Genomic DNA, 26,701 nt, shown 5'->3' with positions numbered 1-26,701 from the left:
CGGGCTGATGCAAATACAGTTGCATCAGCTCGAAGGCATCACTCCCACTTCTGCAAAAAACTGTACTGCTGTACCGGTCTTTTCCTACATAAATATTCCACTACTTGCGTCGAAACCGCCAATTTCGCACTATTTAAGTGCGGACAGGTACAGTTGCCCCATTTACGTACAGTACAGCCCCTATAAACAGTTAACTGGCCCCTCACAATACAGGTGAACTGTATCTAGTGAGTCTTGCGTCGGAGGAGGATCATTGGCATCAGTTAAACCACTACCTAATCCCGCCACAAGCGGAAGGATGTCATCATGGAACGTACACTCAGTTCCGATCTGTTCTTCGAAGAAAAAGCTGTAAACACCCAGGCTTCCATGCCTTTGCGCGTTCTCGCCAACCTGATGTTGTGGCAGCGCCGCATCTCCAGCCGCCACCAATTGGCTCGTCTGGATTCGCGTCTGCTGGCTGACGCTGGTATCAGCGAAGCTCAACGCTACGAAGAGCTGAGCAAGCCGTTCTGGCGCTAATTGGCGCCCGCTGGCTCTGACCCACCGGGTCCTCCGCCAGCACCCTGATTCGTCAAAGCAAAGCCCGCCCCGGGAAACCGGCGGCGGGCTTTGCTGTTTCTGGGATTCAGCTTTTTCCACCGCTGAACAGAAGGCTGGAGCATCAACCGGTACAGTCTAAAAAATACTACAGTTAAGCAGTACAATTTAACCTTGGTGTATCTGTATCGGTAGAACTGAGGCGCCCAACATGAAGTACCGAGACCTCATCAAAGGCTCCAGCCATGAACACGCAACGCTCGCCCTCTAGACAGCTGCTCATTCGCACCATCTGCGCAGTGGCCATATGGGCACGACGGGCCCACGAGCGACATCAATTGGCGCAGCTTGACCCGCGCGAACTCTCAGACGCCGGCATCAGCCAGGGCGATCGAATCGCCGAGCTGTCCAAACCGTTCTGGCGTGATTAGAGCGTCGCGAGACTATCCGAACGGACAAACGGCAGCTTAAGATCCAATCATCACGTGGCGAACCTTGTAGAACCGACGTCTGATGCTCAATTGCAACAATGTCAGTTTCACAGTGGCCGCTTTGCGCCGCTTTACTTGTTCATCTACAGGAGTCATCCCATGTCCCGTCTTCGCCTGCTGAGTGCTGCCGCCCTGTTAGCCGTCGCCGCCAATGCCAACGCGAGCAGCCTCATCGTGACCACCGACTCGATCGTTGGCGCGCTGAAAGCCACCTCCGATGCCAGTTCGGATGCCACCTCCTCCCTGCGTGACAACAAAGTAGTGCAGGCCGCCCGTGATGACGCCGCCAGCTTTGTCGCCAGTGAAGGCGCCATCCGTGGCGTAAAACTGGAAAGCGCCTTGGCCCAGATCCGCCAACAAGCACCACAATTGAACACCGCCACTGACGCACAGTTGGCCCAGGCGATTCTGGCCATTTGATAAGCAGGTAGACATTAGAGAGCGCCGGCCGCTACCAAATGTGTCAGCGCTGGCTCTCGCCCGGGCATTGCGCTAGCCTTGGCGCTCGCTTTCAGTTGTCGAGTCCCATGGCTTTTTCATACCGCCTGTTGATCGTTCCCGTGTTGTTTTCCGCCTGCTGGTCGCCACTGGCCTCGGCCTTTGATGTGACCACGCAGAGCACCGTCATCAGTGCGTACGCCACCAGTAAAGTGACCTCTGCGCCCTTTGACAGAAAGTTGGTATTGGCCGCCCAGGATGACGCTGCCGCTTTTATCGCCACTGACGGCCAATGGCGGGGCGCTCGCCTGGAGTCTGCGCTGGATTATCTGCGCCGTACCCAGCCAAAACTTCATGCAAGCGACCTTGAACTGGCGCAAGCAATTCTCGTCCAATAATCATCATTGTATTTCCATCTTTGTTTTGGAGTTATTCCATGCGTAGCCCGCTGATCGCCGCCGCTCTCGGCCTGCTGTTGTTGGCCGATATTGCCCACGCGCAAACCTTGAAGGCCACCAGTAACATCATCGTACGCGCCTCGGCCCGCACCATTGATTTCACTTCTGACACCACCACCTCCATCCGCGATTCCAAAGTCGTGCGTGAAGCCCACGATGACGCCGCCAGCTTCGTCGCCACCAATGGTGAGATCCGCGGTGCGCAGCTGGAAGCAGCCTTCAACACCCTGCGAACCCGCGTGCCGGAAGCCCGCGATGCCAGTGACCAGACCCTCGCCGAAGCCATCCTCGCTCTGTGAGGCGCCTGGTCGCCTGGCTACTGGCCGGGACTGTGCTGCTCTGTGCAGGCGCAGCCCAGGCCAGCCTGCAACTGCGGCTCAAAACCGATGGTTTGAGCCCGGCCCAACAGCAGGCCAGCCAGGCATTGCTTGATGAAGCGATGCGCGCCTTGCCGCCACGCTTTATCGAGCAGTTGGACCGACGCATTGATGTCGGCTGGACCGACAAAATGCCTGAAAATGCTTACGGCCAGGCCTCTCTGGTGTCCGAACTGGACCTCAACCAAAACCTGCTCGCCAGCCTGACCGACGGCAGTGCCGCCACCCAGAAGACCAATCGCCCCCACGGCACCGTGCGCCGCGAAATGCTCGCCACCGTGCTGCATGAACTGACCCACATTTATGACCGCGCGCGCCTGTGGTCCAAAGACGACCGCGCACTGATCCAGCGGTGCAGCCGTCAGAACAACATCACCGGCTTGATCGGCTTGCCCGACCAATGCCGCGGCCAGAATGACCGTCGCTTTACCTTGAGTGACGACCCGCGCCTGCTGGACCTTGCCGGCTGGCCGCAATACGTCGGCCGTCGCGGCGAACGTGAACAGCACAACCATCAGGTCGCCCGCAGCCCGGATATCTACGAAACCACCAGCCCGCTGGAATTCGTCGCGGTCAACATGGAGTACTTTCTCCTCGACCCCAGCTACGCCTGCCGCCGCCCCGCGCTGTTTCGCTATTACAAGGAACACTTCGGCTGGGCACCGCCAGAGCAAGACACCTGCGCTAAAACCTACGCCTTCTTGAACGCGGGCAACGATTTCGCCAAGACGCCGCTGGGCCAGGTCGACCCGGAACGGGTGTATGAAATCGACTACTTGCTGGCCGAAGCCAACCAGAACCTGGTCAGCCGCTGGGGCCACAGCATGTTGCGCCTGGTGATCTGCGCACCCGGCCGCCCACGCGGCCCGGATTGTCGGCTGGACCTGGACCAACACCTGGTGCTGTCCTACCGTGCCTTCGTCGGCGACGTACAGTTGTCGAGCTGGGATGGCCTGGTCGGCAAGTACCCCTCGCGGCTGTTTGTATTGCCACTGGCCCAAGTGATCGACGAATACACCAAAACCGAACTACGCGGGCTGGCCTCTGTTCCGTTGAAACTGACGCGCCAGGAAATCGAAGACACCGTCGAGCATGCCGCCGAAATGCACTGGAGCTACGACGGCAACTACTTCTTCATTTCCAACAACTGCGCGGTCGAGAGCCTGAAATTGTTGCGCAGTGGCAGCGCCAACCCGCAACTGACCGGCCTGGACAACATTACCCCCAACGGCCTGCTGGAAGTGCTCAGCGCCCGTGGCCTGGCCGACACCAGCGTACTCAACGACAAACGCGAGGCATTGCGCCTGGGTTACCACTTCGACTCGTTCCGCGAACGCTACCAGGCGATGTTCGATGTGCTGCGCAAACACTTACCGATCAAACAGACCCAAGTCGAAGACTGGCTGTCACTGCGCGCAGAAGAACGCCGCCAATGGTTCAGCCAGGCCGACCTGCGCACCAGCGCCGCACTGTTGCTGCTGGAACAGGCGAGCTACCGCAAACAGTTAATGCTGGCCCAGGACGAAGTCAAACAACGCTACCTCGGCGCACGCGAGCTGAAAAACGGCGGGATGGAAAAAGCCAATAACACGCTGCAACAGATCCTCGCCAACAGCGGCTTCCTCAGCCGCCCGGCGGAGCTGCTCGGCAGTGGAGGCTACGGCCTGCCGCAACCCTCGGAGTCCAAACGCCTGGAATCGGAAAGCGCCGAACGCCAGAAGCAGCTGCAATCCTTGACTGGCGATCTGGATAAAGAGGTGAGGGTGCTCCTGGAGCCTTCCCGCGCCGCCGAGATTGCCGCCTGCGAAGCCAACCTCAAGCAAGTCGGCGAGCATCTGAGAGCGCTGCATAAAGCCGCGGGCGGCTTGGAGATTCCCTGATTCACCCCATACACGCTGACCAATCCTACAAAAAAAGAGGAAAAACCTCTCATCATCCGCTTACACAGCGAAAGCTGGCTGAAAGCTTCCCCGTCTAGGATCGCCCCACTGCCGGCAACAGACCGGCTGTTAACAACAACAATGGTGATCCTGATGTCCGCTCGTCCTTGCCTGTTCGCCCCAACTCCACCCGTACGCTACGTGCCTTTCGTACTGCGCTGACCCCAACCCGGTTCGCCATTCCCTAGCCGCGCCACGCCTGGAGTATTCCCATGCTGACTTTCCTTGGCTTTGCCATGGTCATCACGTTCATGTTCCTGATCATGACCAAGCGCCTGTCTGCGCTGATCGCCCTGATCATAGTGCCTATCCTGTTCGCGCTATTCGGCGGTTTCGCACCGAAGATCGGCCCGATGATGCTCGAAGGCATCACCAAGCTTGCGCCGACCGGCGTGATGCTGATGTTCGCTATCCTCTATTTTGCCTTGATGATCGACTCCGGCCTGTTTGACCCGGCCGTGCGCAAGATCCTCAAGATGGTCAAGGGTGACCCGCTGAAAGTGTCGGTGGGCACCGCTGTACTGGCCCTGGTCGTCTCCCTCGACGGTGACGGTGCAACCACCTACATGATCTGCGTCGCCGCCATGCTGCCGCTGTACAAGCGCATCGGTATGAGCCCGCGGATCATGGCCGGCCTGATCATCCTCGCCGGTGGCGTGATGAACATGACGCCTTGGGGCGGCCCAACGGCGCGTGCCGCCAGTGCGCTGCATGTGGACCCTTCGGATATTTTCGTACCGATGATCCCGGCCATGGCCGTCGGCGTGGCGGCCATCCTGGTGATTGCCTATATGTACGGCAAGCGCGAACGCGCCCGTTTGGGTGAACTGCACTTGCAAGGCGACGAGATCGACCACAGTGAGATCAGCGTGTCGCAATTCCCGGACGCACGCCGCCCGAAGCTGATCTGGTTCAACGGCGCCCTGACCCTGGCACTGATGTGCACCCTGATCGCTGGCCTGCTGCCGTTGCCGGTACTGTTCATGGTGGCGTTCAGTATCGCGATGATCGTCAACTACCCATGCCTGCAAATGCAGAAAGACCGTGTCGCCGCCCATGCTGGTAGCGTATTGGCGGTGGTAGGGCTGATCTTCGCTGCGGGTATTTTTACCGGCATTCTGTCGGGCACCGGCATGGTCGATGCCATGTCAAAAAGCCTGCTGGCGGTCATCCCGGAAGCCATGGGCCCCTATCTGGCCGTGATCACCGCGCTGGTGAGCATGCCGTTTACTTTCTTCATGTCCAACGATGCGTTCTACTACGGCGTCCTGCCAGTACTCGCCGAGGCGGCCAGCCATTACGGCATCACCGCCGTGGAAATGGCGCGCGCGTCCATCGTCGGCCAGCCCGTGCATTTGCTCAGCCCTCTGGTCCCATCGACCTACCTGTTGGTAGCACTGGCCGGTATCGAATTTGGCGATCACCAACGCTTTACCCTTAAGTGGGCAGTGCTGGTGTGCCTGTGCATAATGTTCGCCGCTTTGCTGATGGGGATTTTTCCGCTGTTCAGTACTCTATAATCGTATCCACCCAACCGCGCGGCGCTGCAGCTTGCGCGGTTTAACATTTGCTCAAAGGAATACACATGGAATGGCTGACCAATCCGGAAATCTGGATTGCCTTCTTCACCCTGACGGCCCTCGAGATCGTCCTGGGCATCGATAACATCATCATGATTTCGATCCTGGTCAGCCGCATGCCCAAGCATATGCAGGCGCGCACCCGGATCTTCGGCCTGGCCCTGGCCATGGTCACGCGAATCCTGCTGCTGCTGTCGATCACGTGGGTCATGCAACTGACCGCCGACCTGTTCGTGGTCTTCGACCAAGGCATTTCCGGCCGCGACCTGATCCTGTTCTTCGGTGGCCTGTTCCTGCTGTGGAAAAGCTCCCAGGAGATGTACCACGCGCTGGAAGGTGAAGACGAAACCCACGACGAGCCTGGCGGCAAGGGTGGCAAATTCATCTACACCATCATCCAGATCGCGATCATCGACATCGTGTTCTCCCTGGACTCGGTGATCACTGCGGTCGGTATGGTCTCTCACGTACCCGTCATGGTCGCGGCGATCGTGGTGGCCGTACTGGTGATGATGCTGGCTGCCGGCACCATCAGCGAATTCATCGACAAGCACCCGTCGCTGAAAATGCTCGCGCTGTCGTTCCTGCTGGTCGTGGGTACGGTGCTGATCGCCGAATCCTTCGGTGTGCACGTGCCAAAAGGCTACGTCTACTTCGCCATGGCGTTCTCGCTGGCGGTGGAAGCGGTCAACATCAAGATGCGCACCGCTATCGCGAAAAAGAAGAAACAGCAGGATCCGGTGAAACTGCGCAAGGACATCCCGGGTCAATAACACTGACCCGCTGCCGAAAAGGGGCTTTCGAGCCCCTTGATCGTTCCCACCCTGCGCGTGGGAATGTCGACTACGGACGCTCCGCGTCCTGCCCTCAATGCGACGCAGAGCGTCACGGGATTCATTTCCACGCAGAGCGTGGGCACGATCTTGATGATTTCATGACAGTTTTATTTCAAACCCTACTTTAGCTATGCGATGCTGGCGCGCAGCCCATTCGCCAACTACAGCTTAAGTACAAGACGTAGAACGGCACGCGGCAACTCTTATTTGCTCTTCTTTGAGCTAACCCACACGGGGGGCCGAGCATGCTGACCTTGCTCAATCTGCTTTCCGCCGTGACCCTGCTTATCTGGGGCACGCACATCGTCCGTACCGGCATCTTGCGGGTCTACGGTTCCAACTTGCGCCAAGTCATCGGGCAGAACATGTCCAAGCGCTGGCTGGCGTTTGTCGCCGGTATCCTGGTCACGGCCATGGTGCAGAGCAGTAACGCCACGGCGATGCTGGTCACCTCGTTTGTCGGCCAGGGCCTGATGGGGCTGATGCCCGCCCTCGCGACCATGCTCGGTGCCGACGTCGGTACGGCGTTGATGGCGCGAGTGCTGACGTTTGACTTGTCCTGGCTGTCGCCGCTGCTGATTTTCCTGGGTGTGATTTTCTTCCTGTCGCGCAAACAGACGCGGGCCGGGCAGTTGGGCCGTGTAGGCATCGGCCTGGGCCTGATCATTCTGGCGCTGCAGTTGATCGTCGAAGCCGCCGGGCCGATTACCCACGCCCAAGGCGTCAAGGTGCTGTTCGCCTCGCTGACCGGCGACATCTTGCTGGACGCCTTGGTTGGCGCACTCTTTGCGATGATTTCCTACTCCAGCCTCGCGGCCGTGCTGCTTACGGCCACCTTGGCCGGCGCCGGTGTGATCGGCCTGCACGTGGCGATCGGGCTGGTGATCGGCGCCAACATCGGCAGTGGCGTGCTGGCCTTCCTCAGCACCAGTATGCAGAACGCGGCCGGTCGGCAAGTGGCACTGGGCAGCTTGCTGTACAAGCTGATTGGCTTGCTGCTGATCATTCCGGTACTCGACCCGCTCGTCGGCTGGATGGACGATTTGGACTACAGCGCCCAAGGCATGGTCATTACCTTCCACCTGCTCTACAACGTCAGCCGCTGCCTGATCCTGTTACCGACCATTGGCCCGATGGCACGCCTGTGCGCCTGGTTGCTGCCGGAACAAGCCGAGACCAACGGCAAAGCCAAACCCCGCCACCTCGACCTTGCTGCACTCGCCACCCCAAGCCTGGCCTTGGCCAACGCCGCCCGCGAAACCCTGCGCCTGGGTGACCTGATCGACAACATGCTCACCGCGATGCTCGAAGTGTTGCGCGGCAAGCAAACCGCAATCACCCAGGAAATGCGCAGCCTCAGTGACGACGTCGAAGCGCTGTACAGCGCGATCAAGCTTTACCTGGCGCAAATGCCTCGCGAAGACCTCAGCGAACAGGACAGCCGCCGCTGGGCCGAGATCATCGAGCTGTCGATCAACCTGAAACTGGCCGGGGACCTGATCGAGCGCATGCTGCGCAAAGTCCAGCAGCAGAAAACCTCGCAGCGCCGTCAGTTCTCCGAAGTGGGCCTGGAAGAACTGGCCGGTCTGCATACCCAGCTGATTGCCAACCTGCGCCTGGGCCTGTCGGTGTTCCTCAGCGCCGACCCGGAAAGCGCCCGCCAACTGCTGCGCGAAAAGCGCCGTTTCCGCGCCCAGGAGCGCCGTCTGGCCCACGCCCACGTCAGCCGTCTGCAGCGCAAAATCGTACAGAGCCTGGAAACCAGTTCCCTGCACCTGGAGCTGATTGCCGACATGAAACGCCTCAACTCACTGTTTTGCAGCAGCGCCTATGTCGTGCTGGAAACTTCCGACACCGGCGCACTCTCGGCCGAAGATATCGCCGACATCACCCATTCACCCTGAACGTACGACGGCGAGTGAAGTCAGTTAACAATGGACCTCACTCGCCAGGAAGCTGTTATGCGTCGCCTGTTATTCGCCTGCCTGCTGATGGGCTCTGCCCACGCCTTTGCCTTTGACCGCCTGCAAGTCGAGGGCTATACCTTGCCCAACGGCCTGCAACTGCTGCTCAAACCGGGCACCGAGCGCGGGCATGTGGCCATCCGCTTGGTGGTGGGCGTAGGCCTGGATGACTTCCCTTGCGAAGAAAAAGAACTCCCGCACCTGCTCGAACACTTGCTGTTCAGCGGTATCGATGGCGGCGGTGAAGGCGACCTCGAAGACCGCATGCAAGCCTTGGGCGGCGAGTGGAACGCGTACACCAGCAATGCCGACACCACCTTTGTGATCGAAGCGCCCGCGCAAAACCAGCGCAAGGTACTCGACCTGTTGCTGGCGATCATCACCCGCACCGAGCTGACCGATGCCAACATCAACGCGGCCAAGCAGGTGGTCGAACGTGAAGACGGCGGCCATTACTCACACCTGCAACGCCTGCTCGACCGCCAGGACCTGGGCCACACCGCCAGCAACCAATTGGCCGTCGAGTTGGGCCTCAAATGTGCCGAACGTGCCGAGGTCGACCACCTGACCCGCGATCAATTGCAAACACTGCGCAAAAATTGGTACGCGCCCAACAACATGACCCTGATCATCGTCGGCGACCTCGACAAGCTGTTGCCGGCCTACCTTGAACGCACCTACGGCGAACTCGACCCGGTCGAGCCGAGCGAGCATTTGCCATTACCGGAGATCCAGCACGCCGCCGCCAGCCATCGCGACCTGATCCACGGCTGGGTGGGTGACAGCGCCAAACTGCACTGGCTGTTCCCCGAGCCGGTGCTGGACGACCAGCATGATGAAACCTACGACCTGCTCAAGGACTACCTCGACTGGGCGCTATACCGCCAACTGCGCCTCAAGCACGGTTTGTCCTACGGCCCGTGGAGCGAGCGTGAAGTGCTCGGCGGCGTCGGCTTCCTCAGCCTGAATGCCGACCTTGAGCGGGACAACCTGCCGCAAGCCGAACAGGTATTGCAGGACCTCAAGGCGCAACTGCTCAAGGACGGCCTCGACGCGGCAACTTTCGCCCGTCTGCAGCAAGCCGCCATCGCGCGCCAAGCCTGGGCCGTGCAAGGCAACAGCGCGCTGGCCGATTATTACTGGAGCGCGTCCGGCGACTACAACAACGGCCACTTCAGCGACCCGGTCAAACGTATCAAGGCCGTCAACCTTAAACAGGCCAACCTGGCCATGCGCCAGGTTTTCGAGCAGCCGGGCTATTGGCGCATCGAAAAACCGCTGCTCAGCTATGACAGCCTGACCTGGATCGGCGCCGGCGTGCTCGGGCTGATCGCCATTGCGTTGGCCGGCCTGCGGCTTTATCGCAAACGGGTCGCGTAATGAGGCACCGAACACCGGGCTAAGACGTTATTCTGTCTGGGTTTATTCCTACACACACTGTGAACCGCCCATGCCAAACCTGCCGCCCCTTATCCAGCGCATCCTCGTACTGATCAAGCGCTACCCTGGGGTGATTGCGCTCGGCGGCTTTATTTCGGGTGTGTGCAGCTTCATCCTGGTGGATCGCCAGCAAGGCATGGCCAGCTGGATCGCGGTGATCATGCTGGTGAGCTGGCTGTGGCTGATGCTGGAAAACAGCTTTACCCGGCTATTCACCAAAGTCTTCAACCGCGAAATCCCCGAGCCGCTGCTGCGCTACGCCACCCAGATGATCCACCAGGAAAGTCTGTTCTTTGTGCTGCCGTTCTTTTTTGTCACCACCGCCTGGAACAGTGGCCAATCGGTTTTCACCGGCCTGCTCGGCGCGGCGGCGCTGGTGTCGATCACCGACCCGCTGTACTACAAGTGGCTGGCGCCGAAACGCTCGTTGTTTCTGGCATTACACACACTGACCCTGTTCGCAGCGCTGCTCACCGCGCTGCCGATCATCCTGCACCTGACCACCGCCGAGAGTTACAAGTTAGCGCTGGGCGTGGCCATGGCGCTGTCGATCCCGAGCCTGGCCGTGAGCCTGCCGCTGCGCAGCATCAAAGGCTGGGCGATGCTGCTGGGGGTGACCGCCGCGATTGGCTGCGCCGGTTGGTTCCTGCGCAGTTGGGTGCCGCCCGCCACGTTGTGGATGAGCGAAGTGGCGATTAGCACCCAGCTGCAAGACCGCACGCCAGGCGACGACCTCAAGGAAGTCAGCGCCGCTCAACTGCGCAGCGGCGGGCTGTACGCCTACACCGCAATCAACGCGCCGCGCGGCCTGGATGAGCGGATTTACCACGTGTGGAAATTCAACGGCCAAGAAGTCGACCGCATCGCCTTGGATATCCACGGCGGACGCAAGGAAGGCTACCGCGCGTGGACCCACAAGCAGAACTTCCCGGCCGATGCGGTAGGCCGCTGGCAAGTGCGGGTGCTGACGGAAGACGGTCAGGTCATCGGCGTGCTGCGCTTCAAAGTCACTGACACAGCACAAACGGACACGCCAAAGTAGGCTGTATCGTGCTATTAGGTAGGAATTCTGGATAGCCAAACAAGCTCGGAGCTTATGACCACCCGTACAACGGCCGGCGCAGCCCACCTCGATACGTCTACCGCAACTCCGTTACTCAGGATTACGGGGGACTGGACGCTTGCCCACTATGCAAACCTGAAGAAGCTGAGCGACAAGCTCGACGGCCAATATGACGCGGGTGCGCGCATCGACCTCAATGGTCTGGGTGCCCTGGATACTGCCGGTGCTTCGCTGCTGGTTGAGCTGTTGGGCCCGGAGCGCATCGAGCAGTCCGCCGAGCAAACCGACTGCAGCCTGTCCGCCGCCGACCGCGCGCTGCTCAAAACCGTCTACCGCTCCCTGAACGATTTTTGTGTGCCGGACAAAGCGCCGGAACAAGCCGCCGGCATCCAGGTGCTCGCACGTATCGGCCGCGCGGTGGACACCGTCTGGCAAGACAGCAAGAAGCTGCTCGGTTTTATCGGGCTGATCCTCGAAACCTTCGCCCGCGGCATTTTCCGCCCCAAGCGCTGGCGCCTCACGCCGATGGTCGCGCACATCGAACAGACCGGGCTCGACGCCGCGCCCATTGTGGCGTTGCTGACCTTTCTGGTCGGCGCCGTAGTGGCGTTTCTCGGTGCCACGGTGCTCAAGAGTTTTGGCGCGACCATTTTCACCGTGGACTTGGTGGCGTTCTCGTTCCTACGGGAGTTCGGCGTTTTGCTCACCGCCATCCTGATCGCCGGCCGCACCGCCAGTGCCTTCACGGCACAAATCGGTTCGATGAAGGCCAACGAAGAAATCGACGCCATCCGCACCCTGGGCCTGGACCCGATGGAGCTGCTGGTGCTGCCACGCGTGATGGCGCTGCTGGTGTCGCTGCCGATGCTGACCTTTCTGGCGATGCTCTCGGGAATTGTCGGCGGCGGTGTGGTGTGCGCCGTCGCGTTGGATATTTCGCCGGCGATGTTTCTCTCACTGCTGCAATCGGACATTGGTGTGCAGCATTTCCTGGTCGGCATGGTGAAAGCGCCGATCTTCGCCTTCCTGATTGCCGCGATCGGCTGCCTCGAAGGCTTCAAGGTCAGTGGCAGTGCTGAGTCGGTCGGCGCCCACACCACCTCCAGCGTGGTGCAATCGATCTTTGTGGTGATCGTGCTGGATGCGGTCGCCGCGTTGTTCTTTATGGAGATGGGCTGGTGAGTCGTCTACACCGTGCGCCCACTGAGGCGGTGATCGAAGTGCGCGGCCTGTGCAACCGCTTTGGCAGCCAGAGCGTGCACGAGAACCTCGACCTGGATTTGTATAAAGGCGAGATCCTCGCAGTAGTCGGCGGCTCCGGCAGCGGCAAATCGGTGCTGTTGCGCAGCATCGTCGGCCTGCGCCGGCCCAGCGAAGGCGAGGTGCGGGTGTTCGGCAAAAACCTGCCGAATCTCTCGGAACATGAACGCTCGCTGGTGGAACGCCGCTTTGGTGTGCTGTTCCAGAAGGGCGCGCTGTTTTCCTCGCTGACCGTCACCGAAAACGTCGCACTGCCATTAATCGAACACGCCGGCCTCAGCCGCCGCGATGCCGAGCACCTGGCGGCGGTCAAGCTTGCCCTTGCGGGGTTGCCGCTGTCGGCGGCCGATAAATACCCGGCGTCGCTGTCCGGCGGCATGATCAAGCGCGCCGCCCTGGCGCGAGCATTGGCGCTGGACCCGGATATCCTGTTTCTCGACGAACCCACCGCCGGCCTCGATCCGATTGGCGCGGCGCAATTTGACCAACTGATCCTGACCCTGCGCGACGCGTTGGGGCTGAGCGTATTCCTGGTCACCCACGACCTCGACACGCTGTACACCATCACCGACCGCGTGGCGGTGCTGGCGCAGAAGAAAGTGCTGGTGGCCGATGCCATCGATGTCGTCTCGGAAACGAACGACGCCTGGATTCACGAATACTTCCACGGCCCCCGCGGCCGCGCGGCATTGGATGCCGCTCAATCGCTCAACGAGGTATGACATGGAAACCCGAGCCCATCATGTGATGATCGGTCTGTTCAGCGTGATCGTGGTGGTCGGCGCGATGCTGTTTGGCCTGTGGCTGGCCAAGTCCAGCATCGACAGCGCCTTCCAGGATTATGAGGTGGTGTTCAACGAGGCGGTCAGCGGGTTGTCCCAAGGCAGTTCGGTGCAGTACAGCGGGATCAAGGTGGGCGACGTGATCAGCCTGCGCCTGGACCCCAATGACCCGCGCCGCGTACTCGCACGCATCCGCCTGGCGGGGCAAACACCGATCAAGGAAGACACCCAGGCCAAACTGGCCCTGACCGGCATCACCGGCACCTCGATCATCCAGCTCAGCGGCGGCACACCGCAAAGCCCCGAGCTCAAGGGCAAGGACGGCAACCTGCCGGAAATCATCGCCTCGCCATCGCCCATCGCGCGGTTGCTCAATAACAGCAACGACCTGATGACCAGCATCAACCTGCTGCTGCACAACGCCAACCACATGTTCTCTCGGGAGAACGTCGAACGTCTGAGCAACACCCTGGACAACCTGCAACAAACCACTGGCGCCATTGCCGAGCAGCGCGGCGACATCAAGGTGGTGATGCAGCAATTGATGCAGGTGAGCAAACAGGCGACTGCCGCCCTGGAGCAAACCACCGTGCTGATGCGCAACGCCAACGGCTTGCTCAACGATCAAGGCAAGCAAGCCTTCGGCAGCGCCGAGCAGGCCATGAAATCCCTTGAACAAAGCACCGCGACCATCAACACCTTGCTGACCAACAACAAGGACTCGGTGAACAGCGGCATGCAGGGCCTCAACGAACTGGCGCCGGCCGTGCGCGAGCTGCGCGAAACCCTGGGTTCGCTGCGCGCCATCTCCCGTCGCCTCGAAGCCAACCCCAGCGGTTACTTGCTGGGCAGCGACAAGAACAAGGAGTTCACGCCATGAAGCGTGCTTACCAACTGATTGCCCCTGTGGCCTTGGCGCTGATCAGCGCGTGCTCGATTCTGCCTAAACCCGACCCATCGGATGTGTACCGCCTGGCTTCGACGCAAACGACCACACAAGGCACCCCGGTGAGCTGGTCATTGCGCGTGAGCAAACCGCAGAGCAGCGAATTCCTCGACAGCCCACGCATTGCCGTGGTGCCCAATGGCGACCTGATCAGCAGCTATGCGAACTCGCGCTGGAGCGACCCGACGCCGGTGTTGCTGCGCAATCGGTTTATGGACGGCTTCCAACGCGATGGGCGAGTGACGTTGCTGAGCACCGACGAGACCAACTTGCAGGCCGACTATGAGCTGGGCGGGCAGCTGCAGGCGTTTCAGAGTGAGTACCGCGGCAGTGCGGTAGACGCGGTGATCCGCCTGGACGCGCGCCTGGTGCGTGGGAGTGATCAGCGGATTATTGCCAGCCGGCGGTTTGAGGTCAGACAGCCAGTGGGCGACACCAAGGTGCCCGCGGTGGTGGCCGCATTTGGGCAGGCGGGGGATCAGTTGAATCGGCAGGTGGTGGATTGGGTGGTGCAGCAGGGCAATGCCGCCTTTGTGGCGAGGGAGCTTGCTCCCGCTGGGCTGCGCAGCAGCCCCAAAACTAGCCAATAAGTTTTAACTGACACACCTGCGAAACCTTGTTGGGGCCGCTTCGCGGCCCAGCGGGAGCAAGCTCCCTCGCCACAGGGACTCAAGCCTTAACCAAAGAACCAGTAGCACACCGCAATCGCCGCCACGACACCGGCAAACTCAGCCAACAACGCACATCCCACGGCATGCCTGGCCCGCTGGATGCCCACCGAACCAAAGTACACCGCCAACACATAGAAGGTGGTTTCCGTACTGCCCTGAATCGTCGCCGCCACCAACGCCGGGAAGCTGTCCACGCCCTTGGTTTGCATGGTCTCGATCAACAGCGCCCGCGCGGCGCTGCCGGAGAACGGCTTGACCATCGCGGTCGGCAACGCGTCGACAAAACGCGTGTCCATGCCGGTCCAGGCCACCAGGTGGCGAATCCCTTCCAGGCCAAAGTCCAACGCCCCGGAGGCGCGCAGTACGCCAACGGCGCAGAGCATCGCCACCAGATACGGCAGCAGGTTCTTGGCAACGTCGAAGCCCTCTTTGGCGCCCTCTACAAATGCCTCGTACACCTTGACCTTGCGCAGCGCACCGATCACCAGGAACAGCATGATCAGGCCGAACAGCGTCAGGTTGCCGAGGATCGAAGAGAGGCCGGCCAACGCCGTGGCGGACAAGGTCGCCAACAGCGCCATAAAGCCACCAAGGATCAGCGCGCCGGGAATCAGGTAGGCCAGCACCACCGGGTCCCACAGCCGCAGGCGTTGCATCACCGCCACCGAGAGCAGACCCACCAGAGTCGAAGCGCTGGTAGCCAGCAGGATCGGCAGGAACACCAGCGTCGGGTCGGCAGCGCCTTGCTGGGCGCGGTACATGAAGATGGTCACCGGCAACAGCGTCAGCGAAGACGCGTTGAGCACCAGAAACAGGATCTGCGCGTTACTCGCAGTGTTGGGGATCGGGTTGAGTTCCTGCAGCGCCTTCATGGCTTTCAGGCCGATAGGCGTGGCGGCGTTGTCCAGGCCCAGGCCGTTGGCGGCGAAGTTGAGGGTGATCAAGCCGATGGCGGGGTGGCCGGCCGGCACTTCCGGCATCAGGCGGCGAAACAGCGGGCCGAGGGCCTTGGCCAGCCAGTCGACAATGCCCGCCTTTTCGGCGATGCGCAAAAAGCCCAGCCATAAGGTCAGCGTGCCGAACAGCAGCACCATCACTTCCACCGACAGTTTGGCCATGGCGAAAATGCTTTCCACCATCGCCGCAAAAATCCCGGCATTACCGCCAATCAGCCATTGCGCCAGTGCTGACACCATTGCCACGACAAAGAAGCCAAGCCACAGGCCATTGAGCATCAGTTGAATCCCCCGAAAGATGGGGCGAATGATAGCGGGGCTGGCAGAAACGACAAACCCCGGATTTTTCCGGGGTTTGTGTAGGCGCTAAGCAGCGATCAACCGCGGCTGGTTTCGCCGGTCGGCAGCACTTGCTTGCTGCGCCAGTGCGGCAGGGAGCTCCAGTAGCGCTCGCCCTTGGCGTCGTCGTACATGCCTTCCCAGCGGGAGATGACCAGTACGGCCAGAGCGTTGCCGATCACGTTCAATGCGGTACGCGCCATGTCCATGATGCGGTCGACACCGGCAATGAACGCCAGGCCTTCCAGTGGGATACCCACGCTGCCCAAGGTGGCCAGTAGCACCACGAAGGACACGCCCGGCACACCGGCGATGCCTTTGGAGGTGACCATCAAGGTCAGCACCAGCATCAGTTGCTGGCCAACCGACAAGTCGATGCCGTACAGCTGCGCGATGAAGATCGCGGCGATGCTCTGGTACAGGGTCGAACCGTCGAGGTTGAACGAGTAGCCGGTCGGCACCACAAAGCTGCAGATTGCTTTTGGCGCGCCGTAGGCTTCCATCTTCTCGATCACGCGAGGCAGCACGGTTTCGGAGCTGGCGGTGGAGTAGGCCAGCACCAGCTCATCCTTGAAGATGCGCATCAGCTTGATGACCGAGAAACCGAACAGGCGTGCAATCAGGCCCAGGACCACAAAGGCGAAGAACAGGATCGCCACGTAAACCAGGATCACCAGCTTGGCCAGCGGCAGCAAGGAGGCGAAGCCGAAGTTGGCGACGGTCACCGCGATCAGGGCAAATACGCCGATTGGGGCGTACTTCATGATCATGTGGGTGACTTTGAACATGCTCTCGGACACGCCCTGGAACATGGTCACCAGCGGCTCGCGCAGTTCAGGCTTGAGGCTCGACAAGCCGAGGCCGAACAGCACCGAGAAGAAGATAATCGGCAGCATTTCGCCACGGGCTACAGCGGCAAAGATGTTCGAGGGGATCAGGTTGAGGATGGTCTCGATGAACGCATGCTCATGCTGCACTTCGGCGGCAGTGGCGGTGTACTTGGAGATGTCGACAGTACCCAGGGTACTCATGTCGATGCCGGTGCCTGGGTGGAACAGGTTGGCCAGCAACAGGCCGACCACAATGGCGATGGTGGTGACCACTTCGAAGTAAAGGATGGTTTTGACGCCGATTCGACCGAGCTTTTTCGCGTCACCCACACCGGCGATGCCGACGATCAGTGAGGAAATCACAATCGGGATCACGATCATCTTGATCAGGCGGATAAAGATATCGCCCGCCGGCTGCAACACATTGCTGATCCACCAGGCTTTTTCAGCACTGAAATGGTTGAGCACTGCACCGATTGCGATCCCCAGCACCAAACCGATGAGGATCTGCCAGGCGAGGCTTAGCTTTGCCTTCTTCATGTCATTACCCTTACTTCAAGTGGACTTAAGGCAAATGCGCCAGCTGGAACGCTCGGAAGCGAAAAAGTGTGTGCATCTGCCTCCGTAGAAGGTCACCGCAGCGTGGCCGAAATGGCTTACTGGCAGGCGAAAAAAGGCGCAACTATTCCCATGCAAGGGAGCGACGTCTAATGCCGTAAACGCCTACCCTATGCCGAATCGGCATGGCTGTTTTTGTAAATAACTGTCCGAACGGTCAGTTCAAATACGCCATTAAGGCAGGTGAATATGCCGTGAACCGGCCAATACCGGCTCGCTCAGAGATGTTGGACGACTCTCAGTCAATCGCAAAAATGCCTGGGATTTGATGAGCTTGGCGTCGGACAAGTCCTATGGCGCGAGCAAAATTTTCTCGATAGAAGGTCGCCCCGACACACCAAGTAATGGTTGGAAGGAGGCAAAAAAGAAAATAGCGGCTAAGTACGACATACCAGAGGGGAAATGAGCGCCATAAGCCCGCCGCAAGTTCAGCAAGCTTGAGGACTTGTGAACTTGCGTCGCAGCTCTTCACCTGACCCGGCCCTTGCGCAGGCACTCCCTGTGCCCGTAGGTCACGCCGATCTCAATTGATCAGAGCAACCCGGCCCCTTGGTCATGCACCACCCATGGCGAGCGATGCAGACAGAAAGAAGCAGAGGGGCTTCTTTCTATGGACGCCGGCTCCGTTGACGACAGGCGCGTCAGACGGAACCTAGTACCAATTCGGATCTTTCTTAAGCTGCTCAATCAGCAGCTTTTGCATGCCTTCGTTCGGCTTACCGATAAAGCGGTAATCGGCGTGCCGTGTTGGAGACTTGTCCGCTGGCAAACCTGCCGGGACTTCCACCAACATGGCGTAGGCATCTTCCTTGTCGTAGCTGAAGGCAACGATCAGGCGCTTATTCAGGCACGTATCAGCAGTCTCGCAGAGCGGCCCAACCAAGTACTTCTCGCCATCTTCTTGCACCGCATTCATTTGTTCTGCCGTACCAGACAGGTTCATCACCCATTCCGGCAGGCGCTCTTCTTTCTTCACCACGCTTTGCCAGGTTTCGCGGTACTGCTTGTCCGCACTGAGCAACTCGTTGGCTCGTGATTGGCCGTCATTGGCGGCCATCACCAGGCCGCTACCGCCCAAGAGCAGGGCGGCAGCAATGGCTTTGAGGGACAGAGTGGTCATATTCAGCCTCGGCCGCGACGACCAAAGAAGAACGAAGCGATGAACATCACCAGGAAGACCACAAACAGAATTTTTGCGATACCCGTGGCGGTGCCCGCGATACCACCGAAGCCCAGGACTGCAGCCACAATGGCGATGATCAGAAATGTGATTGCCCAACTCAACATGGTGATTCTCCTTACGCTTCTATAGGGGTAACAGCGGTTATGCCTTACAGCCGCTCAACACAAGCGGCCTCTTGTTGCCTAGAACACCCAACGCTCTTGAGCAGGCAATTCGCCCAGGGTCGAATCCTGGTCAGCCACTCTCAATTGCGGGGCGGTTACATCGGCAGCCGAGCTGCCAACGGAACGGAAGTGGGATTGGGCCATGGCCGGACGTTCGAATTGCGGCGCTTGCTGCTGACTCTGCTGCCAATGCTGCATCTGCTGGCCGGCAATCAAGGTGACCATCAGGGCCAGGCTGGCGAACAGACCTTGCTGCAAGCGCAGTGGCGATACACGCAGTTGGCTGAGGCTTTGGCGAGTCATGCTGCATTTCTCCCGCATTATGATTATTCGGTCATGACACTGTTGAGAGGGTTATTGCAGAGTGCATGCCAGTTTTTTTACAAAATAAAATTCAATAAAATCAATTAGTTATAAATACATTACGGCTGCTGAGCCCAGCATCCTGCACGATGCCCCTATCCAGGCCGTGCGAAATGCACGATGGTCAATGGTCGGGTCAAGGGATCTAAATCGGATATTGAGTTGCCGAAGTGGCAAGAAGGCATGAAAACGCCATCAACCAGCGCGTTTGTAGGGAGATGTGCAGATACCTGCGCGAAGATGCCTTTTATCAATCAGAATAAACCATGCAACTTGCCCGATTATTCCGGGACTAATCACCATCATTCATAGTTAAGGAGCGCGGGACAGATGGAATCAGCCAAGGAACTTCAAGGCCGCATTCTTTTAGTGGATGACGAGTCCGCGATCCTTCGCACCTTCCGTTACTGCCTGGAAGATGAAGGCTACACCGTAGCCACCGCCAACAGCGCCGCCCAAGCCGATGCCCTGATGCAACGCCAGGTGTTCGACCTGTGCTTCCTGGACCTGCGTCTGGGCGAAGACAATGGCTTGGATGTGTTAGCCCAGATGCGTATCCAGGCGCCGTGGATGCGCGTGGTGATTGTTACCGCGCATTCCGCCGTAGATACCGCGGTTGACGCGATTCAGGCCGGCGCCGCCGACTATCTGGTCAAGCCCTGCAGCCCCGACCAATTGCGCCTGGCCACCGCCAAGCAATTGGAAGTACGCCAACTGTCGGCACGCCTGGAAGCGCTGGAAGGCGAAGTACGCCAGCCCAAAGACGGCCTCGACTCCCACAGCCCGGCCATGATGGTGGTGCTGGAAACTGCACGCCAAGTCGCAGGCACCGACGCCAACATCTTGATCCTGGGCGAGTCGGGCACGGGTAAAGGCGAACTCGCGCGAGCCATTCACGGTTGGAGCAAGCGCTCGAAGAAATCCTGCGTGACCATCAACTGCCCGTCACTCACGGCGGAACTGATGGAAAGCGAGTTGTTCGGCCACAGTCGCGGCGCCTTTACCGGCGCCAGTGAAAGCACATTGGGCCGAGTTAACCAGGCAGATGGCGGCACGCTGTTTCTCGACGAGATCGGCGATTTTCCCCTCACTTTGCAACCAAAATTGCTGCGCTTCATCCAGGACAAGGAATATGAGCGCGTGGGCGACCCCGTCACCCGCCGTGCCGACGTGCGCATCCTGGCCGCTACCAACCTTAACCTGGAAGACATGGTGCGCGATGGCCGCTTCCGCGAAGACTTGCTCTATCGCCTGAACGTCATCACCTTGCACCTGCCGCCGCTGCGTGAACGCAGCGAAGATATCCTGACCCTGGCCGACCGCTTCCTGGCGCGCTTCGTCAAGGAATACGCCCGGCCGGCTCGCGGTTTCAGCGACGACGCGCGCGAAGCGTTACTCAACTACCGCTGGCCGGGGAATATCCGCGAGCTGCGAAACGTTGTGGAGAGAGCCAGCATCATTTGCCCACAAGAGAAGGTTGAAATCAGCCACCTCGGGATGGCCGAACAGCCAACCAACAATGCGCCGCGTATCGGCGCGGCGTTGAGTCTGGATGAGCTGGAGAAAGCCCATATCGGCGCGGTGCTTGCCACCAGCGACACCTTGGACCAGGCGGCACGCACGCTCGGCATCGACGCGTCGACCCTGTACCGCAAACGTAAACAGTACAACTTGTGAGCTGTACCCTATGAAGCTAGCGATGAAACTGCGCACTCGTTTGTTCCTGAGTATCTCAGCGCTGATCACCGTCGCCCTGCTGGGATTGGTCTTGGGACTGGTCAGCGTCATGCAAATGGCCAAGAGCCAGGAGTCACTGATCCGCAGCAACTTCATCACCCTGGACTTGGGCCTCAAGCTGCGCCAGACCCTGGGAGACCAGTTGATCCTGATGCTGGAGGAGCAACCGGACCCGGTGGCGCTGCAAACCTCAAAACAGCAGTATTTCGCCCTGCTGGATCAGGGTATCGCCCACGAACAGCAAGACGGCAAGACAAGTGGGTTCAGCCAGGCACGCCTCGACTATCTGAACTTCCTCCAGGCATTTGAAGAGGCCCAGCAAGGCTCACTGGCGAATAATAAAAACCAGAAACTGACCGAAACGTTCAATACCTTGCGCAGCGGGTTGATCGCAGAGCACAAACAAGCATTGGAGAATATCAACGCCAGCGAACACAAGTCCCGCAACCGGGCGCTATTGATTGCCGGCCTTCTGGGGCTGGTTGGGCTGGCGGTCTTGATCATCGGCTTCGTCACTGCCCATGGCATCGCCCGGCGCTTTGGTGGGCCGATCGAAGCCCTGGCCAAAGCCGCCGACAAGATCGGGCAGGGCGATTTCGAAGTAACGCTGCCCATCTCGTCGGCAGCGGAAATGAACCAATTGACCCGCCGCTTCGGCATCATGGCCGAAGCGTTGCGTCAGCATCAGGCGACCAATGTCGATGAGTTGCTGGCCGGCCAACAGCGCCTGCAAGCGGTACTCGACAGTATCGACGATGGCTTGCTGATGATCGACCGACAGGGCCGCCTGGAACACCTGAACCCAGTAGCACAACGTCAGCTCGGCTGGGACGAGGCGCGTTTGGGCCAGGGCTTGGGCGAAGCATTGGGCCGCGCGGAAATGGATGAACAACTGCAATTGGTGCTGCGCGGCGGCAACCTGGAGCGAGCGCCGGAAGACCTGGAAGTGGAAGTCGAGGGCGAGTTGCGCCTGCTGACGTACAGCCTGACGCCGGTAAGCCATACCCAGGGGCACATTCTCGGGGCCGTGATGGTGCTGCATGACGTCACCGAACAGCGTGCCTTTGAGCGAGTACGCAGCGAATTCGTGTTGCGTGCCTCCCACGAGCTGCGTACGCCGGTGACCGGCATGCACATGGCCTTCGGACTGTTTCGCGAGCGGGCGAAGTTTCCCGCCGAGTCCCGTGAAGCCGACTTACTGGACACGGTCAACGAAGAAATGCAGCGGCTGATGCAGCTGATCAACGACCTGCTCAACTTTTCGCGCTACCAGAATGGTCTGCAAAAACTCACGCTGGGGCCGTGCGATGTCACCGATCTGCTGGAACACGCACGGGCGCGTTTCACTGAGCTGGCAAATGCTCAGAACATCGAACTGCTGGTAGAAGCCCAACCTGACTTGCCCAGGCTGTATGCAGACCAGGCTCAGTTGGAACGTGTGCTCGACAATCTACTAGGCAACGCGCTACGCCATACTGCCGATGGCGGGCAGATCCGCCTGCAGGCACGTCGCCATGGCGAGCGAGTGATAATCAGCGTCGAGGATAACGGCGAAGGTATCGCCTATGGCCAACAGGGGCGGATCTTCGAACCCTTCGTGCAGGTGGGCCGCAAAAAAGGCGGCGCCGGCCTGGGCCTGGCGCTGTGCAAGGAGATTGTGCAGTTGCACGGTGGTCGCATGGGTGTGTATTCGCGGCCAGGGCAGGGTACGCAGTTCTATATGGCGCTGCCGCTGTAATCTGGCAGGTAGGGACGATACGGCTGTCACGATGAAATCATTGATGTAAACCGAACCAATGTGGGAGCGGGCTTGCTCGCGAAGGCGGTGGAACAGTCTATGGATGTGACGACTGACACTCCGCTTTCGCGAGCAAGCCCGCTCCCACATTTAAATCGGGTTACACGCTTAGCTGCGGTTCAACGCACGCAGGATTGCTGCACTCTCGGCATCCGGCGTGCCATCAAACAGCGACGGCCGAAAGTGCATCTGGAACGCCGCGATCACATGACGCGTGGCCACATCCAGCTCGCCAGTCTGTGGTGTCTGGTAACCCAGACGGGCCAACTCTTCCTGGAACCAGGTGACACTCGGCAAGTCCGCCGTGTATTGCACCTGGAATCGCGCCACGGCTTGAGCATCCGGCCAGATCCCCAAGCCCTCAGCGGCTAAGCGCTTCCACGGGAACAACGGGCCTGGATCAAGCTTGCGCAACGGCGCGATGTCGCTATGACCAATGATGTTCTTGGGGTCAATGCCATTGCGCTTGCTGATGTCCTTGAGCAACACCACCAGCGACTGCACCTGCGCCTCGGAATACGGATACCAGACGCGGCCAGTCGGCGTGTCGCGATAACCTGGGTTGACGATCTCAATGCCAATGGAGCTGGAGTTGAGCCAGGTGCGGCCCATCCACTCGCTTTCGCCGGCGTGCCAGGCGCGCTGGCTCTCATCCACCAGCTTGTAGAGGGTGCCAGAGGCATCGTCGCCGATCAGGTAATGGCTGCTGACCTGGCCGTGGGTCAACAGCGCCAGGGAGCGTTCAAGGTTGGTAGAGGTGTAATGGACAACGACGAACTGCACGCGGTTGTCGTGGTTAACCGAAGGATGGCTGGTGTCCAGCCGCGGGCCGCTGGCGCAGCCGGCAAGCAGGAGAAGGAGAAAAGCGATGTAAATGGATTTCATGGCAGAAGACATTACGCTGAAGACGATAATGCAACAGTGTAACGTACCGATTGTGGCTGGGCGGTCAAATTACAAAATGGAACATTTTTTACGCCGCCTGCACCTGATTACGTCCCGCCGCCTTCGCCCGGTAAAGTGCCTCGTCGGCACGCTTGAGCGCCAAGTCACTGCGCTCACCCGGCTGCAGCTGCGCCACGCCCATGGACACCGTGATCGTTACCGGCTCACCCTTGAAGTGGAACGGGCACGCCTGGATCGCCGCGCGCAGCACTTCACCCACCTCCAGGGCATCTGCCAAGGCAGAGTCAGGCATTAACAACACAAATTCTTCACCGCCAAAGCGCGCGATAAAGTCGGTAGGGCGCAGGCGCTTACGCAGCACATTGGCGATGATCTTCAGCACCTTGTCACCCGCAAGGTGGCCGTAGCCGTCATTGATGCGCTTGAAGTGATCCAGATCCAGCATCGCCAGCGACAGGCTGTTGCCGCGCTGGTGCCAGGCATTCACTTCATGGTCCAGTCGTTCGCTCCAGGCCGCACGATTGGGCAGGCCGGTAAGCGGGTCGATCAAAGCTTTCTGGCGTTGTACCTCCAAATGCTCGCGATAGCCCTGGGCCTCCTGCTCCATGTTCGCCACCCGCTCAGCCAGGCCTTTGAGGCGCGCCGCCACTTCCTGCTCGCGCTGGTCACGTTGCTGTTGGTGCTGGTCCATAGTGCCGAGCAGGCCTTCAAGATGGCTTTCGAGCACGTGCTTGAGGCTGTCCAGGTCAGCCGCCTCCTGAACACTGCTTTGCAGGCCATCGACTTGCTCACGGATCTGCGTGTCCAGCTCTCGCGCAGCCGAGCGGCTGTCGGCATGGCCCTCGCTGGCCACTTGCAGATGGCCCTGAAACGCCTCGAGGCGCTCGTTGAGCTGCTTGAGGTAGGCCTCGAACTCATGCTGGCCACTGTCGGTGATCGCCAACATGAGCACTGCCAGATCATCGAGGATTGGCAGCAATTCGTACCAGTTCAAGCCGTGGGCCAATCGCTCGCGCATGGCTTCAGCCTGGGGCCGGTGACGCTCGGGCAGGGACAGGTCCTCCAACAGGCCGAGCAAAGTGTCTTCAATATGTTTGGCGACCGAGCTGTAGGACGGCTCCGGCGAGTCGGGCAGGGCGTACGTGCCGTCCGCTTGCAGCGCGTCCGGGTCGGGCTCCGGGCTTTCGAGCACAGGCGGAAGGGATAAGCTACCAATGGCCGTTTCATCCGGCGTGTCGAACTGAACCTGCGGCGCCTCGATAAAAGCGGCGAGGGCGCTTTCGGGAGCGGCTTCCTCTACCGGCGGCTCCTGCGCATCGGGTTCAGGCACCTCGACAGACAAGGCGGCGGGCTCTGCTGGAGACGGGGCCTCGAACACAAATGTTTCGCCGGCAACCTCTGCCACTTTGATGGCTGCAACCGGTTCAGGAGGCGCGGTTGCCGGTGCTTGTGCCAGCGGGGCGAAGGCTCGCAAGGCTTGTGTCAGTTCTTCGGATTGCACCGGCTCTTTGAGCTCAGGGGCGAGTTGGGTCGCAACGGGCTTTGGCGCAGCTGGCTCTGGTGTAGCCGATGGCGTAGCGTCGACTATCGGCGCGTCATTCGAAACCTCCTTCGCGCCAAACAGGCGTTGCAGCAGGCCCGGCCCGGGGCGCGGGGTTTCGCCGTCCGGCTCCAGATTATTCAGCGCCTGCCCCTGCAGGCTGCTCAGCTCACTGAGCAGCAGCGGAATCTCCCGCGCCTGCCCGACGCGACCATCCAACTGTTTGGCGAAGGTTTTCAGCGGGCGGGCTACCTCGCGCGGCAACGGCAGCTTTTGCAACTGCGCGACCAGGGCAGTCAGCGCGGTGCTGATCTGATCGACCCGGGTTTCGCGACGCTGCTCAGAATCCAGTACGGCTTTTTCCAGGCGTGGCAGCAAGGCGGCGAGGGCGGCGTCCATGTCATCGGTGCGCACGACGTCGCGCATCTCCTTCATGCATTGGTCAACCGCGCGGTCGGTCCCTTCAGCCGCCAGCGTGCTACGCACGAGCCCTCGGCGCAGCAGGTCGAGGCGGGCAGCCCAGCGGCGTTCGAGCTTGTCTTGCTGCTCGATGCTTTTCAGGTATTTTTCTTTCCAACGCTGGGCGTCGTCGCTCATGCAAGGGGCCCGCTGGTGCCTGGGCTCAACGCGGGGTATGCATCAGCCGTGAGCGAACCCGGCAGACGAATCTCTACCGCGACCGGCAGGTGATCGGAGATGGGCTGCGCCAGTACCTGCACGCTTTCGAGCGTGAGGGTCGGGCTGAGCAGGATATGGTCAAGACAGCGTTGCGGGCGCCAGCTGGGAAACGTGGCTTCGACTTGCGGGGCCAGTAACCCGAGGTCCCGCAGCGGGGAATTCTGCAGCAGGTCGTTGGCATGGGTGTTCATGTCACCCATCAGTACCTGGTGCTTGTAGTTGCCGATCAATTCACGAATATAGGCAAGCTGCAGGTTGCGCGTACGCCCCCCGAGCGCCAAGTGCATCATCACCACCACCAAGGCTTCCGGGCCTTCGCCGAAACGCACGAGAATCGCCCCACGCCCCTTCGGACCGGGCAACGGATGATCTTCGATGGCGGTTGGCTTCAAGCGGCTGAGCACACCATTACTGTGCTGCGCCAGGCGCCCGAGGTTGCGGTTGAGTTGTTGATACCAATACGGGAACGCTCCGAGCTGAGCCAGGTGTTCCACTTGGTTGATGTAGCCGGAGCGTATGCTGCCGCCGTCGACTTCCTGCAGGGCGACCAAATCGAAGTCGTTCAGCAGGTTGCCGATCTTTTGCAGGTTAACGGCGCGCCCGTTGTGTGGCAGCAGGTGCTGCCAGCCACGGGTGAGATAGTGCCGATACTTCTCGGTACTGATACCCACCTGAATATTGAAGCTGAGCAGGCGCAAGCGGCTATCTGCCGGCAGGCCTGTGGTTTCCAGGTGGTGCTCGTTGACCTGCGGATCGTGCAGGCCTACGACACGTTCAGTACCCCAGCGGCGCATGGTGGGCCC

25 protein-coding genes are annotated in these 26,701 nt (G+C 60.1%); 17 read left to right on the top strand and 8 right to left on the bottom strand.

Annotated elements, in window-relative coordinates; translation table 11 throughout:
- The first annotated feature begins 306 nt into the window (after positions 1-306).
- The 15 genes from ACA065_RS00545 (at position 307) to ACA065_RS00475 (ending at position 14,705) form a co-directional block, all read left to right on the top strand.
- Positions 307-522 (top strand): DUF1127 domain-containing protein, encoded by a 216-nt coding sequence (locus ACA065_RS00545; protein WP_048721398.1) that lies wholly within the window; start codon positions 307-309, stop codon positions 520-522.
- A 263-nt stretch (positions 523-785) separates the two neighbouring features.
- A complete protein-coding gene (locus tag ACA065_RS00540) occupies positions 786-971 on the top strand; it encodes a DUF1127 domain-containing protein (RefSeq protein WP_497692876.1) in 186 nt (61 codons plus the stop codon).
- Between the two features lie 159 nt (positions 972-1,130).
- A complete protein-coding gene (locus tag ACA065_RS00535; protein WP_064450074.1) occupies positions 1,131-1,451 on the top strand; it encodes a DUF2388 domain-containing protein in 321 nt (106 codons plus the stop codon).
- Between the two features lie 107 nt (positions 1,452-1,558).
- Positions 1,559-1,867 (top strand): DUF2388 domain-containing protein, encoded by a 309-nt coding sequence (locus ACA065_RS00530; protein ID WP_497692875.1) that lies wholly within the window; start codon positions 1,559-1,561, stop codon positions 1,865-1,867.
- A gap of 38 nt (positions 1,868-1,905) precedes the next feature.
- The gene (locus ACA065_RS00525; RefSeq protein WP_497692874.1) at positions 1,906-2,226 is read left to right on the top strand and encodes a DUF2388 domain-containing protein; all 321 of its coding nucleotides are present in this window, start codon (positions 1,906-1,908) and stop codon (positions 2,224-2,226) included.
- Positions 2,223-4,184, top strand: a complete 1,962-nt coding sequence (locus tag ACA065_RS00520) for a DUF7844 domain-containing protein (protein ID WP_497692873.1) — start codon at positions 2,223-2,225, stop codon at positions 4,182-4,184. Before ACA065_RS00525 ends, ACA065_RS00520 begins: the two co-directional genes overlap by 4 nt.
- A gap of 272 nt (positions 4,185-4,456) precedes the next feature.
- Positions 4,457-5,764 carry a CitMHS family transporter gene (locus ACA065_RS00515; RefSeq protein ID WP_497692872.1) on the top strand — a complete coding sequence of 436 codons (1,308 nt, stop codon included), beginning with the start codon at positions 4,457-4,459 and terminating at the stop codon, positions 5,762-5,764.
- Between the two features lie 65 nt (positions 5,765-5,829).
- Positions 5,830-6,597 carry a TerC family protein gene (locus ACA065_RS00510; RefSeq protein ID WP_497692871.1) on the top strand — a complete coding sequence of 256 codons (768 nt, stop codon included), beginning with the start codon at positions 5,830-5,832 and terminating at the stop codon, positions 6,595-6,597.
- Positions 6,598-6,905: 308 nt separating this feature from the next.
- Positions 6,906-8,564 carry a Na/Pi cotransporter family protein gene (locus tag ACA065_RS00505; RefSeq protein WP_497692870.1) on the top strand — a complete coding sequence of 553 codons (1,659 nt, stop codon included), beginning with the start codon at positions 6,906-6,908 and terminating at the stop codon, positions 8,562-8,564.
- Positions 8,565-8,621: 57 nt separating this feature from the next.
- A complete protein-coding gene (locus tag ACA065_RS00500) occupies positions 8,622-10,004 on the top strand; it encodes a M16 family metallopeptidase (RefSeq protein WP_497692869.1) in 1,383 nt (460 codons plus the stop codon).
- Positions 10,005-10,074: 70 nt separating this feature from the next.
- Positions 10,075-11,106, top strand: coding sequence for a DUF5924 family protein (locus tag ACA065_RS00495; RefSeq protein WP_497692868.1), 1,032 nt, complete (start codon positions 10,075-10,077; stop codon positions 11,104-11,106).
- 54 nt (positions 11,107-11,160) lie between these two features.
- Complete coding sequence (locus tag ACA065_RS00490) at positions 11,161-12,309, top strand: ABC transporter permease (protein WP_497692867.1); 1,149 nt, start codon at positions 11,161-11,163, stop codon at positions 12,307-12,309.
- Entirely contained in the window at positions 12,306-13,109 is an 804-nt protein-coding gene (locus tag ACA065_RS00485; protein ID WP_071486747.1) for an ABC transporter ATP-binding protein, read from the top strand. The genes ACA065_RS00490 and ACA065_RS00485 overlap by 4 nt, the downstream gene beginning before the upstream one ends.
- 1 nt (position 13,110) lies before the next feature.
- Complete coding sequence (locus tag ACA065_RS00480; protein ID WP_497692866.1) at positions 13,111-14,049, top strand: MlaD family protein; 939 nt, start codon at positions 13,111-13,113, stop codon at positions 14,047-14,049.
- A complete protein-coding gene (locus ACA065_RS00475; protein ID WP_497692865.1) occupies positions 14,046-14,705 on the top strand; it encodes an ABC-type transport auxiliary lipoprotein family protein in 660 nt (219 codons plus the stop codon). The genes ACA065_RS00480 and ACA065_RS00475 overlap by 4 nt, the downstream gene beginning before the upstream one ends.
- An 86-nt stretch (positions 14,706-14,791) precedes the next feature.
- Here ACA065_RS00475 and ACA065_RS00470 read toward each other — a convergent pair whose 3' ends face one another.
- From ACA065_RS00470 to ACA065_RS00450, 5 genes are all read right to left on the bottom strand, one after another.
- Positions 14,792-16,021, bottom strand: a complete 1,230-nt coding sequence (locus tag ACA065_RS00470; RefSeq protein ID WP_426134038.1) for a nucleoside recognition domain-containing protein — start codon at positions 16,019-16,021, stop codon at positions 14,792-14,794.
- 98 nt (positions 16,022-16,119) lie between these two features.
- Positions 16,120-17,451: a glutamate/aspartate:proton symporter GltP gene (gene gltP / locus ACA065_RS00465; protein WP_497692864.1), complete on the bottom strand. Its 1,332-nt coding sequence runs from the start codon at positions 17,449-17,451 to the stop codon at positions 16,120-16,122.
- 730 nt (positions 17,452-18,181) lie between these two features.
- Positions 18,182-18,649, bottom strand: a complete 468-nt coding sequence (locus ACA065_RS00460) for an inhibitor of vertebrate lysozyme family protein (RefSeq protein WP_497692863.1) — start codon at positions 18,647-18,649, stop codon at positions 18,182-18,184.
- A 2-nt stretch (positions 18,650-18,651) separates the two neighbouring features.
- Positions 18,652-18,816: a DUF1328 domain-containing protein gene (locus ACA065_RS00455; protein ID WP_003170804.1), complete on the bottom strand. Its 165-nt coding sequence runs from the start codon at positions 18,814-18,816 to the stop codon at positions 18,652-18,654.
- A gap of 78 nt (positions 18,817-18,894) precedes the next feature.
- Positions 18,895-19,179 (bottom strand): hypothetical protein, encoded by a 285-nt coding sequence (locus tag ACA065_RS00450; RefSeq protein ID WP_497692862.1) that lies wholly within the window; start codon positions 19,177-19,179, stop codon positions 18,895-18,897.
- Positions 19,180-19,569: 390 nt separating this feature from the next.
- Between ACA065_RS00450 and algB the strand changes: the two genes are divergently transcribed.
- Together algB and ACA065_RS00440 are read left to right on the top strand one after the other, a co-directional pair.
- Positions 19,570-20,916 carry a sigma-54-dependent response regulator transcription factor AlgB gene (algB, locus tag ACA065_RS00445; protein WP_094949662.1) on the top strand — a complete coding sequence of 449 codons (1,347 nt, stop codon included), beginning with the start codon at positions 19,570-19,572 and terminating at the stop codon, positions 20,914-20,916.
- 10 nt (positions 20,917-20,926) lie between these two features.
- Positions 20,927-22,714 (top strand): KinB sensor domain-containing domain, encoded by a 1,788-nt coding sequence (locus tag ACA065_RS00440; protein ID WP_497692861.1) that lies wholly within the window; start codon positions 20,927-20,929, stop codon positions 22,712-22,714.
- Positions 22,715-22,882: 168 nt separating this feature from the next.
- On the opposite strand, the gene ACA065_RS00435 is transcribed toward ACA065_RS00440, so the two are convergent.
- The 3 genes from ACA065_RS00435 to ACA065_RS00425 all read right to left on the bottom strand — a co-directional run bounded on the left by ACA065_RS00435 (position 22,883) and on the right by ACA065_RS00425 (position 26,692).
- A complete protein-coding gene (locus ACA065_RS00435) occupies positions 22,883-23,659 on the bottom strand; it encodes an N-acetylmuramoyl-L-alanine amidase (protein WP_497692860.1) in 777 nt (258 codons plus the stop codon).
- Positions 23,660-23,747: 88 nt separating this feature from the next.
- Complete coding sequence (locus ACA065_RS00430; RefSeq protein WP_497692859.1) at positions 23,748-25,817, bottom strand: GGDEF domain-containing protein; 2,070 nt, start codon at positions 25,815-25,817, stop codon at positions 23,748-23,750.
- Positions 25,814-26,692 (bottom strand): endonuclease/exonuclease/phosphatase family protein, encoded by an 879-nt coding sequence (locus tag ACA065_RS00425; RefSeq protein WP_497692858.1) that lies wholly within the window; start codon positions 26,690-26,692, stop codon positions 25,814-25,816. The genes ACA065_RS00430 and ACA065_RS00425 overlap by 4 nt, the downstream gene beginning before the upstream one ends.
- Between the last annotated feature and the right edge of the window lie 9 nt (positions 26,693-26,701).

The organism is Pseudomonas sp. LBUM1640, from assembly GCF_059716225.1.
Note: the sequence above shows the minus strand (reverse complement) of the source record. Positions and strands in the feature narration are given on the sequence as shown.